This is a genomic window from Prevotella fusca JCM 17724, assembly GCF_001262015.1.
GTDB classification, from domain to species: Bacteria; Bacteroidota; Bacteroidia; order Bacteroidales; family Bacteroidaceae; genus Prevotella; species Prevotella fusca.
Genome location: NZ_CP012074.1, coordinates 804,942 through 817,490, shown reverse-complemented (window position 1 = coordinate 817,490; position 12,549 = coordinate 804,942). Strand labels below are relative to the sequence as shown.

Sequence of the window (12,549 nt, the reverse complement as noted above, 5' to 3'; positions counted from 1 at the left end):
GCACTAATTAGACTCCAACTAAGGCTAAGTTAGAAGGCAACTAATCAACGAAAATGAAGAAATATCGAAATTGGTGTAAACTGACTGATAATGAATAGGAAACGGAATGATTTGCATGGAAGTGCTCTTTTCAAAAAGGGTAATAATATGCAGATTTAAGCAAAAGTTCAGTTACCAGAGCGTTACCCAATTTTGCCACAGGTAACGACGGAGAAAAAATAGGTAACTGAATTATTTTCGCACGTGTGGCTGTTGCTTCGGTCGGCAGTTTTCTGCATAAGTAAGGAACGCTTTGAAATTGGTAATTTTGCCACAACACATCGAAGCGTATGAAAACAGAGAAAATGAAGGTGTTGCTCTACCTTAAAAAGAGCGGTCTTGACAAGTCTGGAAAAGCCCCGATTATGGGACGCATTACCATTGGGCGTTCCATTGCGCAGTTCAGCTGTAAACTCTCCTGCAACCCCGACTTGTGGAATCCACGAGAGAGCAGAATGGATGGCAAGAGTCGTGAGGCGGTGGAGATAAACGGTAAATTGGAAAATCTGCTGTTGTCTGTTCAGTCAGCTTATCAATCTCTGCTATCCAAAGGTTGCCCATTTGATGCAGCCGATGTGAAAGAGCTGTTCCAAGGGAGCGTACAGACACGGTGCATGCTCATCGAAAGGCTGGATATGCTCATCAAGGAGAAGGAAAGCCATGTTGGTATAGACATCAAGGAAGGAGCCATACACGGCTATCACTCTACCCGAATTCATTTGCAGAAGTTTATTCAACGGAAGTACAAGGTAGCAGACTTGGCTTTCTCACAGCTCACAGAGAACTTTATCTATGAGTTTGGGCAGTATTTCTTAGATGAGTGCGGTTTTCAAGAAAGCACATTCTATAATGCAGCCACGCATTTGAAGACGGTATGCAGATTGGCTTACCGTGAGGGATTGGTTGATGTTCTTCTATTTGACAAAGCCAAAATCAGCAAGGGCGATAAGAGACTGCCCAAAGCATTGGACAGGGAAGCATTGGACAAGTTAAAAGTACTCCGCTTTGAGGAATTGGAGGAGGAAATGGAAACGGCAAGGGATATTTTCCTCTTTGCCTGTTATACAGGTGCTGCATATTGCGATTTGATGGAACTGAACAAGTCCCATCTTGTGCGTGATGATGAGGGTTGCCTTTGGCTGAAGTTCAACCGTCAGAAGACAGGTGTGCCTTGTCGTGTCAAACTGCTGCCCGAAGCCATAAGGCTGATGGAGAAGCTCCACAGCGATGGAAGGGAAACATTACTCCCCTATATCAAGTACAAGAACTATCAGATCTGTTTGAAAGCCCTGCGGCTTCGTGCAGGCATATCGTTTCCCTTTACCACACATACGGCAAGACACACCTTTGCCACGCTTATCACGCTTGAGCAAGGAGTGCCAATAGAAACGGTGAGCAAGATGCTCGGACATAGCAACGTAAGTATGACCGAGCGTTATGCAAAGGTTACACCCCAAAAACTCTTTGAGGAGTTTAATCATTTCCTTTCTTTCACGGAGGATATGCAGATGAGTATTTAGCAATAGACATATTAAAACTAAAATCATTATGAGAAGTACATTCAAGACTCTATTCTATATCAACAGACAGAAAACAAAGGCAGACGGCAATACCGCCATTCTCTGCCGTATCACCATCGACGGAAAGAGCACAGCCATTAGCACAGGTGAAGAGTGCAATCCCTCCGAGTGGAACACCAAACAGGGTTTGACAACCAATAGGAAGACCAACCAAAGAATCAATGAGTTCAGGGAATTGATAGAAAAAACCTATCGGGACATACTGACGAGGGAAGGAGTGGTAAGTGTGGAACTTATCAAGAACAGTTTGCAAGGCATTGCCACCAACCCCACCACGCTCCTTGCAATGAGCAAGGCGGAACTGCAAGCCGTCAAGGAAAGCGTTGGAAAGTCAAGGGCAGAGGGGACTTATCTGAACCTTTACTATTCTGATAAAAATCTCCGAGAATTTATCGAAAACAAAGGAGTACAAGACATATCTATCGCCACCATTACGGAGAGTTTGTTCGAGGAATACCGTTTCTTCCTGAAAAAGCGTGGGCTGAAAGCATCGACTGTCAATACCAATCTCTGTTGGCTGAGCCGACTGATGTTTCGTGCGGTGAGCAGCAGGATTATCCGCTGCAATTCCTTTGAGAACGCCAAGTATGAGAAGGAGGAAAAGAAGATACGCTTCTTGCAAAAGGGCGATGTAATGAAACTCATGGCAATGACGATGAACGACAGAGAATCGGAATTGGCACGGCTGATGTTCGTCTTCTCCTGCTTCACAGGTATGGCTATCGCTGATATGGAAAATTTGGAATACAACCATATCCAAACGGCAGCAGACGGACAGAGATATATACGCAAAGAGCGTCAGAAGACAAAGGCAGAGTTTGTCGTGCCGTTACATCCCATAGCTGGAACTATCATCAGCCATTGCAGGAATGCGCAGGCAGGAAACGAAGAACAGCAGGCGGTGAAAGAAAAAGGCGACAGCCTTGTCTTTCAACCTCATTGCAGCCGTAGCGTGATGGGCAAGAACCTGAGCATCGTGGGTAAGGCTTGCGGTATCCGTCAAAGACTTTCATACCACATGGCAAGACATACGTTTGGCACGATGTGTCTAAGCGCAGGAATTCCTATTGAGAGCATAGCCAAGATGATGGGGCATGCCTCCATATCAAGCACGCAGATTTATGCGCAGGTAACGGACAACAAGATTTCAAAGGATATGGACAGGCTTATAGCCAAACAATCGGCAAAGGAGAAAGAAATAGCGGAGAGAGGGGCTTGTGAACCTTCGGATTTTGCAACCTGTAAAATGGAGGAAACGGCATGAAAGCAAGCAATAATTCAAAGAGCAAAAATAGCACGTACAATCATCGCAGTTACTTTGATTGGGGGAGTAATATGCAGGTTGTCCACAAGGGTAAAGGCGAGATTGCCATGACGGAGGGAGAACTTGCGAGGTTCTTCGGTGTGACGTGGAGAAAACTCAATCATAGGCTTCAAGCGATAATAAAATCTTCCAACTTGCATCCCGATGAAAGGGGTGCAGGCCAAGAAGAGGTTATCAATGGTAGAGAGTGTGTTGGTTATGCATCACTTTATCCGCTCTCAACAATCATTGCCCTGTCCTTTCTATTGGACAGCATGGAAGCGCATTTATTCAGAAAGTACATCAGTAGAAGATTGCAGACAGAGGCTGCCATTGTAACGCCAATCTTCCTGTTAGGCAATACCAAGAACTAATGAATATATTTCCTTTTTCTTTCACCGATTATATCTTACTACATTACTACAATAAGAGTTAAAGCGGTGAAAGAGAAAGGATTAACGTGTAGTTGGCTGCTCAAAATAATTGTACTACGCAGTAACTACATTTGCCTTTCTTCTTTCACTGCTTTATTACGGTTAAAAAGGGAATTATATGCTATTTGTTATTTGCTTGACTATCCTCTGGAGCACGCTTTCATTGCTTATAAGTATAGATGCCGTGCCCACCATTCCGCTGATAATTTTATACCTGCAATCCGTTATCCTTACCTGTGCCGTGAATACGCTGCCTTCTGCCGTTTGTCGGGGTGTATGCGATGTGGCTGTTATTACACCATTTGCAACTCCGTATGTTTCTGCATCGTAACCCTCAACTTCGATGTTCGCTGTCATTCCTCTTGCTATCGTATTCACGTATTTATAGGGAACGGTTATTGTGCCTTGATGGGCATTTGTCATCTGCACCTTTGCACTGATGGTTTCGGGATAAGGTATAAAATATGCGCCCACCAATAGTCCCAATATCACAATGGTGATTATCGTGATACCATAACGGACAATCCTTGACGGTATCTCGCCAATGATATGCCTTACTTTCTCGCTGCGGAGTTCTATCTTGTTGTCTGCCATAATATTCCTTTCTGCTGTTAGTTGCCTAATTCTAACTGATTTTTTACGAGGTTATAGTATGCACCCCGCTTTGCTGTGAGTGCTTCGTGGTTGCCAATTTCTACCACCTTGCCTTTATCCAATACCACTATCTGATCAGCATTCTTCACCGTACTTAGGCGGTGTGCCACGATAACCACCGTCTTGCCTTTGTAGAACTCATCAAGATGTTCTACTATCATACGCTCATTGTTGGCATCGAGCGAGTTGGTGGCTTCGTCAAGGAAGATATAGTCGGGGTTCTTATACACGGCTCTCGCTATGAGTATGCGCTGTTTCTGCCCTTGGCTCAATCCCACGCCATCGCGACCAATCTTTGTGTTATATTTTAAGGGCAGCCCCATCACATAATCGTGAATACAGGCTATCTCGGCAGACTTCAGCAAACGCTCCTTGTCTATCTCTCCATCATCCACGGCAATGTTTCTTGCTATCGACTCGGAGAATATTACGCCATCCTGCATCACCACGCCACACTGCCTGCGCCACCATTTCTTGTTAAGTGTGTTTACATCCGTTCCACCAATGGTAATTTGTCCACCCAATACAGGGTAATAACCCAGCATGAGTTTGATGAGGGTGGTCTTTCCGCTTCCCGACGCCCCGACAATTGCTGTTACCTTGCCTTTGGGGATAGTAAGGCTTACATCATCGATGATGGTTTTCAGTGCGTGTGGATCGTATTTGAAGTTTATGTTTTCAAGTTCTATACATTGATTTTCTTCTTTCACCGTTGTTACCAGACCTTGTTTCCCGTTCTCATCATCAACATGGTGGATTTCGTTGATACGCTCAAGGCTAATCTTCACGTCCTGCACCGAATAGAAGAAACTCATCAGCTGTTCCACTGGCGAGTTGAGCTGTCCGATGATGTACTGCACGGCAAGCATCATACCCAGTGTGAGTTGTCCGTGAATCACGGCTGTTGCTGCCACCACCGTGATAACAATGTTTTTGAGTTCGTTGATGAATATGCTGCCTGCTTCCTGTGTCTGCTGGAGTTTGAGGGACTTCATCTGTATCCTGAAGAGGTCTGCCTGCACGTCCTCCCATTCCCAGCGTCTGCGCTGCTCGCAGTCTTGCAGCTTGATCTCCTGCATGGAGGTGATAAACTCGTAGGTCTTGTTGTTGTTGATGGCTTGCTGCTCAAAGAGTTCGTAGTCGAGTACCTTTCTGCGCCTGAGGAAGAGTGCAAGCCAACCGCCATAAAGCAGACTGCCGAGCATGAAGATGGCAAAGACGAGCCAATTATAGGATAGCAGTACGATGCTGAACACCACAAAGGTGAAGAGTGAGAACACGATACTGAGCGTCTGTTGCGTCAGAAACGTGTTCACCCTACTGTGGTCGCCCATACGCTGCATGAGGTCGCCCATCAGTTTGGTATCGAAGAATGACATCGGCAGCTTTAAGAGCTTGATGAAGAAGTCGCTTACCAATGAGATGTTGATGCGCGGCGAGATGTGCAGCAACAGCCAACGGCGAATAAAGTCGATGGCAGTACGGCTCACGGTAAGCATCAGTTGTCCTAAGAGTATCAGCCATATAAAACCGATATTCTGGTTTTTGATGCCCACATCCACGATAGACTGGGTGAGGAAAGGCAGAATAAGCTGTAACAAACTGCCCACGAGCAAACCTAAGACAATCTGCCCGAAGTACTTGCGATATTGCTTGATGTAGCCAAAGAGGAATCTGAACGAGCGTTCCTCTGTTGGCTGTTCCTCCATCTGCTTTTCATAAAATGCTGGTGTGGGTTCCAAGAACATGACTATTCCTTTCTCCTCACCGTCCGATTGAGTGCTGACCCAATGCTTCTTAAATACTTCGAGGTCGTATTTTACATGCCCTTTTGCAGGGTCTGCAATGTAGAATCCGTTCTTTTTAACTTTGTATAGTACAACAAAATGATTTTGGTTCCAATGGAGTAAGCAAGGATAATTTATGTCTTTTATTTGATACAAGCTTGCTTTTCCACATAGCACATCAAAACCTAAGGCTTCTGCCAATTGTTTTAAAGCCTGCATTGAAACACCCTCATTGGTTATAGTACAGGTATTTGATAGAGTTTCAAATGAACACTTTCTACCATAATACTTACAGACCATAGCCATGCAGGCAATCCCACACTGCATGGCGTCATGTTGTCTATAAAAATAAAAGGACATTTATTTTGCTGTGTTGTATTTGGTAAGACCGGAGTCGTTGTCTCTATTATTAATGTTTTTACCCAGATGCCTTCGTGAATTGCCTTTTGACAAAGAATAGACGAAAGTCAGTGCCACAAGATTTTTGAAATTACCCCATCGGGTCTTTTCTACGAAATGGAATGAAGGAGTATCTGCATAAATCTTGGAAGGATCGGGATTGTAAATGAACATGGCACCCACGGTGACAGCACCGATTCTGTATGTAAGGGATGCGTTCGCATTATACCCAATCTTCTCAAAGACATCACCTTCAACAGTGGTCATCGGTAGATTGTGGTTGGTAATGAACTGCCACTTGCCTGCCACCACCTGACAAGAGATTCCGACATTGTTCAGATTGTGGTTGACACGCTGATTAGGCGTATTGTATTTGGAAAACATATAGTTATAGTAAGGCTGCAAAGTTAGCCAGGAGAAAGGTCTGCAACTCAGAACAAGCGATGCGCCATACTCGTTGACATGGCGGATGCCCACAATCTGGTTCACGAAGTCCGAACCGTCAGCGGAAACAACTGTCATATTCTTGCTGGGATAGTAGGCATGGCTGACGGAAGGTTTGACAAACCAGATATTATTGGCCGACGCATACTGGAAGCTAAGTTCGGTGCGGTAGAAATGGTAGGGCTTCAGACTGCTGTTGCCTTGTAGATAGAATCGTTCATCCACGACGGTACGACTATCTGTGAGCTGACCGACGTTAGGAACCGCAGATGCTATGGACGAGGTCAGGCGTAGCGAACTGTGTTTGTGCAGCTGGTAATTAAGAGAAACAGAAGGCCGCATAAGGATGTAGTTGGCTATTGCCTTCGTCGCAGTTCTATATCGGTTGTTCTCCACACCGATTCCCAGGTTGTAGGACAATGCCCCCCATTGATTGGTGTAGTCGGCGTATAGGTATTCCTTTTGCGTATTCACTGTCGACAAATTGGATGCCCCGTCTGTCTGACGCAGGTTTTTGTATTGATAGTAGGCTCCTATCTGTATATTTCCCTGCCACAGTTTGTCAGTATAAAGTGCTTCTGCTATTAGCGAGTAAGACTTGTTGTCGACGACGTTGGTAAACGTTCCCGTTCCCGAGGTGTTTGTTAGATTATTGTTCGAATTGGATTTGAAATAAGTGTTCACCACATTGACCGACAGACTGTTGCCTTTACGGAAGGTGTGTCCGAAGTAGATGTTGGCCGATATGGATGAAAAGTCACTTTGAAGCCTTCTGTGGTTGGCATCTTCCAATGTACCCGTCCGCAAGAGCTGTTGACTGTATTGCTGGGTAGCCGGAAACTTACGATATTCTAAAGTGATATTGAAAAGGTTGCTGTTTTGGAAACGCTGATAGAATAATTGTCCTATGTGGTAGGTACCAGTGTATTTACCCGACAGACTCTTGTAATCGTTCGTCACATCCGGATAGACATAACGGTTTTCCATGGTGTTCCGGTCAAGATGTCTGTAGTCCAGAAAATATGCCGCAGACACCTTGTTGAGCGAATCGCTATAACTGGTGGAAATCAAGTTGGTACCATATCCTGTGGTGATACTGTTTTTGGTGTCGAGATATAGTGAATAGTGCCTTTTGTTGGTGCGTTTGGTTGCCACATCCAATACAGCACCTATCTTCTCATGCGCAAACCTTGCAGGCGGATTGGAATAGTAGTGCAGGGTCTTTATTTCGTCGGCTTTGAGCAGCATCAGTTCACGTACCGACCTCCTGATTCCATCAATCAGCACCAAGACAATTTTACCATCTGCCGTCAGCAGTTCACCGCTGTTTGTTGAAAGTCTGAATTGCGGCAGGCTACTGATGGCCTCCAAAGCGTTGTTTCCCATCTGTCTGGCACGCCTGTCTAACAGGATGATGTCTGCGTTGCCGAAGCTTCTTAGCCCTTGGGCCAACACAGTGACCTCTGAGAGGTTCTGTATGCTTTCTGTCAGCTTGACCACTCCGACATCGCCACGCTTGCACGTTAGTTGTTTGGGCTGATATCCTAAGTAAGAGAATTTCAACAGGAACTGTCCGTCTTCGTCTACATTCAAACTGAAGGTTCCTTTTGAATCCGTCAACGTGTGAGCAATGGCTGCCGTGTCAGATAAGCTGGCCAATACGCAGTCAACGCCGACTAATGGACAGCCAGACGAATCGGTCACCGTACCGTATATCCTGTTCTGTGCGTTGCTGCTTATCAACGAGACTACAAAGGCAAACCATAACGTTGTGAAAATTCTTGCCACCATAATATAAATTATTTACACATTGAATCAATGTAATTTACCATCGAATCTTCCAAATTGATATCCATTCCATCGAATTTACACGCATTTACATATTCATTATCCCTTGGACACACCCCCATACAAATTGGAAGTTGTTTGCATTGTAAGCACCGTTTATTCTCAAAGGATTTCACCTCATATTTTCTGATAAAATCCATGTTCCAAGAAATAGAACCATCGTTTTGAATAATGCCATGAGTTTTGTTCTCATACAAATCATTGCATGCCGTACATTTTAGGTTCTGCTGGATTTAGTGTGAATTAACTTATGTCTAGCCCACCGTAGAAAAATAGAATAGCAATCCTGTACCTCTCGGCAGTTCCATATCCTCTGCCGATGGTCTTTATCTCTTGAATGGAGCCGTTGGTTCTTTCGGCTTTGCCGTTATTTGCACCTGTGACCATGGCTCTGACAATGCCTTTAAGGTGTCTCTTGAACATGAAGACCACCCCGTTGATTTCCTCTATGTTGTACTGCAATGCATCATCCATCCGGCGCAGCAACATTCCGTAAGCTTCCATGTCACCATGGTACTTGAGATGTAGGAGGTCACGAAAGAGTTCTTTGACTTTCCAAGCCTGCGAAACCTCATATTCCGCATCTTCAAGCTTGTTGAAACGAGCCTGGTCGTTGGTGGTATATTTGGACTGGTCCTTTAACCACAAATATTTGGTGTGTCTCAGTTCCGGGAAGTGCCTGACCTCACGTTTGCGAACTTTGTCAACGGCGTCGTTCAGATAGGTGACACAGTGGTACATGTCGTGGCAGTGGCTGGCGTTAGGGAAGTACTTCTTCGCTCCGTCAATGAAGGCGTCCCACATGTCCGTGCATACGGTCTTCACACCTGCCCTTTGCTCTTCAGTGAGAGCCTTGGAGCACAGATTCTCAACACTTTTCCTGGTGCGCCCGCCCTCTACTTCGATGACATTTCCTGTATCTCCGTCATAGAGCATACTCACATACTCATGCCCCCGTCGGATTGACTTCTCATCCATACAGACATGCTCATGGATGTGCCTGTCGTCACGCCGATTCAATCCCCGTTCAACAGCCCGTTGCATCACTCCATGCACTTGGTCAAAGGACAGGCGAAGAAGACGTGCAGTCTTTGTCTGATTCTTGGTGGACAGTAATGTTTCTACCGTTTTTTTTCCATCAACCAAGACAGCCGGGAGTTCGGCATTGCCCACGGAACGGGGACGCTCTTGATCCCATCTCCATCCCGGTATCGGGGGACTCGGGCTTCAAGAATCGTCTTGTACTGCCACATGTCCAAGTGCCTCCAACTCCGTTCGTGACGGAAGTCAAATATAGGGAATTCCTTCCCATTAACATGGATGGTGTCATGGCGATATTTGAGGGTGATGTGTATCTCATCAGCGGAGTCATCACATGTCACACGATCGATTTCCCTGTCATCATTGTTTTGGAGGAGCAGCTTGGCTAAGATGTCTTCTGGTCTCTTCATAATGACCACAAAGATACGAAATCCGCACTGTTTTATGCAAGAAACGGCATGTTAATTCACACTAAATCCAGCAGAACCACATTTTATAACATCACCATTAAAATTAATGGCATTATAATACTTACGACTAGCGTAACATGGAACGAAGTTTGTGATAACGTCCAGACGTATTGTGTTATAACCAGATTGTTCAAATAAATTAAGAAGTTCTCCGATGTCTTTATATCTATCTTTCCTTACCTTTTCTTGCCATACTTTTTTGGGGGTAATCGTTATTCTTCCCCGATTAGCCATTGTAATGTGATGGTTGATTTGATCTACTATTTCATAATTTAGATTCTCGTCAGTATAGTTAATTCTCAATAGAATATTAACTGCCTTTGTATTGCTGAGCAATTGGTTGATGTTGTTTAGAACATGATCGAATGCAGAATCACAACCTTTCTGATATTTTACTTTATCATGGTTCTGTTTGGGTCCATCTAATGTAATATGAAACCGCGTCATGCCAAGTTTTTGAATTAATGGAATGTTTTTGGGGAAAATGAAGTAACCATTTGATGTAGCTGTTGTTGAATATTTTACACCTTTTTTCTCACATTCTTTTTGTGCGAATTCACATATTGGCTTTATAATTTGTTTTAAGTACATTAACGGTTCACCACCAAACCATTCGATTTGAAGTGATTCTATATTCTGTACATCAATCATATATTTGATGTGTGTCATCACATTCTCCATTGTACTCTTCGACATTCTTGAAGGTATATGATTTTGTATGCAATACCAACATTTAAAGTTGCAATCCAAGGTTGGTAGAATGATTAACAGATAGTTCTTCTTGTTTACTGAATCACAATATCTTTTCCTAATTATTGAAAGCTCATCAGTATTATCCGGCACAATGAAACCACTTGCTGATAGCTTGTCTTTTAGAACTTTAGGGATGAACTCAATTCTTTCTTTGTCTGTGAGTAGCCTCTCTATTTTTAACCCTAAATCCTTGGGAAGCTTAAAATAAGTGTGTTCAAGCCCATTGTACCAATAAGATTGGTTATTTTGGTATATTATATAGTTATAATTACTTGCTTTCATATATTACAATACTTAATTAACATCCCGTAAAAAAATAAAAGAGCCATATCAAGTATGGTAATGAACGATATGGCTCTTAAAGTGTTGAAGTTTCATTATCATCTACCACGAAATACCTTCAGGTACACGTTGAAATGATGTAGAACTGTTCATTAAGCATGTTGTACCCCCTGTTGAGATTGATCTGTCACAATAATAACATCACATCCGCATCCGGCAGCATTGTTAGAACATCCTGTCTGAGAGGCTCCCATTTCAGAAGCTCCACCCTTGACTTCAAGCGACTCCATTAAGGATAATTCCTCAACTGAAAAAAGTTTTTGGTTTTTCATTTAATGTAACATTTAATCGCCTTCTTACTGCTTCAGACATTGCATTCTTTTGTTGTCAAAATTAGAAAAATATATAGTTGAGTTCAAATAATTTCGATGTTTTCTTGCAGGTTTCCTTGTAAAATCATACTTTTGTATGATAATATATAATCTTTCATGTAACATTATATAGTCAAAAACGTGAACACGTAAAAAACTCCATAGAATGACGATTTTCGATATTTTAAAAGGGTTAAAAGAGGCAGACGACAACACACAGAGTATCCAGAGTCAAGCCATCAGTGATTATTCTCCTTATATTAAAAGTGCCCAAGCTACTGATAGGCTTGGATATGGAAAAATAGTTCTGATTGATTTCTGTCAATATACTTTTCTATATATATCACCATCTATTTTTTCAACTCTACAACAAAAAAGATTTAGAGATAACGGAGGAAGAATTGATAATATACTTGATGAAAGGCAGTTAAGCTATTTGAGCAATATTCTTAAATCGTATTTCGCATTACAAAAAAACTATACCCATATAGAGTCCTCTGTCTTGCATTTTGACTTTTCAATAAATACTTCTTTATGTAAGCAAATGATACATGCCTCGTTGACCCCTTGTTTAATTGACAGTAATAAACATATTACACTAGGAATTTGTATGTTAACGTATTCAACAAGAAAACAAATAGGGAACGCCTTGGTTAAGTTATCTGGGGTTGACTATCATTTTGAATTGAGAAACGATAAATGGGTGCAAACCAATAATTCACATTTAACTAATATGGAAAAAGTTATTATTGGGCAAAGTGCAAATGGTAAAAGCATAGCGAACATCGCAGAGTATCTCTCTGTTTCGATAACTACAATCAAGACTCACAGAACAAACATATTCAAAAAACTTGGAGTTTGCAATATTACTGAGGCCATACAATATGTAGAGGATTATAATCTAATTTGAGTACTATCTCCAAAATATCGTATCAGGCAAAAGTTGATATAGAAAAGTGGTTTTGTTGGATTTTCTACTGAAGATATACGGATTGAAATGTCTAGTAATTACAAGTAACTATTTGATTATTAATATTGTTTTATGTCCTTTGTCGCTGAATAGCTACTTGCAATATACCTGTTACCGAGACCTCTGCAAAACTATTTTTGGAAGAAAAACTATGATTGATTATCAGTAAGTTAT

The 12,549-nt window shown here is 42.7% G+C and carries 12 protein-coding genes; 4 read left to right on the top strand and 8 right to left on the bottom strand.

Annotated features, from left to right (window positions below; all coding sequences use genetic code 11):
• Positions 1 to 329 precede the first annotated feature (329 nt).
• From ADJ77_RS03340 to ADJ77_RS03330, 3 genes are read left to right on the top strand one after another with little or no spacing between them, the layout of a single operon-like run.
• Positions 330 to 1,559, top strand: coding sequence for a site-specific integrase (locus tag ADJ77_RS03340; protein WP_025078507.1), 1,230 nt, complete (start codon positions 330 to 332; stop codon positions 1,557 to 1,559).
• A 28-nt stretch (positions 1,560 to 1,587) separates the two neighbouring features.
• Positions 1,588 to 2,883: a site-specific integrase gene (locus tag ADJ77_RS03335; RefSeq protein ID WP_025078508.1), complete on the top strand. Its 1,296-nt coding sequence runs from the start codon at positions 1,588 to 1,590 to the stop codon at positions 2,881 to 2,883.
• A complete protein-coding gene (locus tag ADJ77_RS03330; protein ID WP_025078509.1) occupies positions 2,880 to 3,296 on the top strand; it encodes a hypothetical protein in 417 nt (138 codons plus the stop codon). Before ADJ77_RS03335 ends, ADJ77_RS03330 begins: the two co-directional genes overlap by 4 nt.
• 174 nt (positions 3,297 to 3,470) lie before the next feature.
• Here ADJ77_RS03330 and ADJ77_RS03325 read toward each other — a convergent pair whose 3' ends face one another.
• The 8 genes from ADJ77_RS03325 to ADJ77_RS03295 form a co-directional block, all read right to left on the bottom strand.
• A complete protein-coding gene (locus ADJ77_RS03325; RefSeq protein WP_025078510.1) occupies positions 3,471 to 3,950 on the bottom strand; it encodes a hypothetical protein in 480 nt (159 codons plus the stop codon).
• Positions 3,951 to 3,967: 17 nt separating this feature from the next.
• Entirely contained in the window at positions 3,968 to 6,157 is a 2,190-nt protein-coding gene (locus ADJ77_RS03320; protein WP_025078511.1) for a peptidase domain-containing ABC transporter, read from the bottom strand.
• Positions 6,158 to 8,431 carry a TonB-dependent receptor gene (locus ADJ77_RS03315; protein ID WP_025078512.1) on the bottom strand — a complete coding sequence of 758 codons (2,274 nt, stop codon included), beginning with the start codon at positions 8,429 to 8,431 and terminating at the stop codon, positions 6,158 to 6,160.
• An 8-nt stretch (positions 8,432 to 8,439) separates the two neighbouring features.
• Positions 8,440 to 8,685 carry an SPASM domain-containing protein gene (locus tag ADJ77_RS14390; protein WP_042740974.1) on the bottom strand — a complete coding sequence of 82 codons (246 nt, stop codon included), beginning with the start codon at positions 8,683 to 8,685 and terminating at the stop codon, positions 8,440 to 8,442.
• A 46-nt stretch (positions 8,686 to 8,731) separates the two neighbouring features.
• Entirely contained in the window at positions 8,732 to 9,661 is a 930-nt protein-coding gene (locus ADJ77_RS03310; RefSeq protein WP_167336709.1) for an ISL3 family transposase, read from the bottom strand.
• Positions 9,610 to 9,939, bottom strand: a complete 330-nt coding sequence (locus tag ADJ77_RS03305; protein ID WP_154663376.1) for a transposase family protein — start codon at positions 9,937 to 9,939, stop codon at positions 9,610 to 9,612. Before ADJ77_RS03305 ends, ADJ77_RS03310 begins: the two co-directional genes overlap by 52 nt.
• Positions 9,940 to 9,990: 51 nt before the next feature.
• Positions 9,991 to 11,034: a radical SAM protein gene (locus tag ADJ77_RS03300; protein WP_244148551.1), complete on the bottom strand. Its 1,044-nt coding sequence runs from the start codon at positions 11,032 to 11,034 to the stop codon at positions 9,991 to 9,993.
• Between the two features lie 152 nt (positions 11,035 to 11,186).
• Positions 11,187 to 11,366, bottom strand: coding sequence for a hypothetical protein (locus tag ADJ77_RS03295; protein WP_023926477.1), 180 nt, complete (start codon positions 11,364 to 11,366; stop codon positions 11,187 to 11,189).
• Positions 11,367 to 11,571: 205 nt separating this feature from the next.
• Between ADJ77_RS03295 and ADJ77_RS14100 the strand changes: the two genes are divergently transcribed.
• The gene (locus tag ADJ77_RS14100; protein WP_023926478.1) at positions 11,572 to 12,315 is read left to right on the top strand and encodes a response regulator transcription factor; all 744 of its coding nucleotides are present in this window, start codon (positions 11,572 to 11,574) and stop codon (positions 12,313 to 12,315) included.
• Positions 12,316 to 12,549 lie beyond the last annotated feature (234 nt).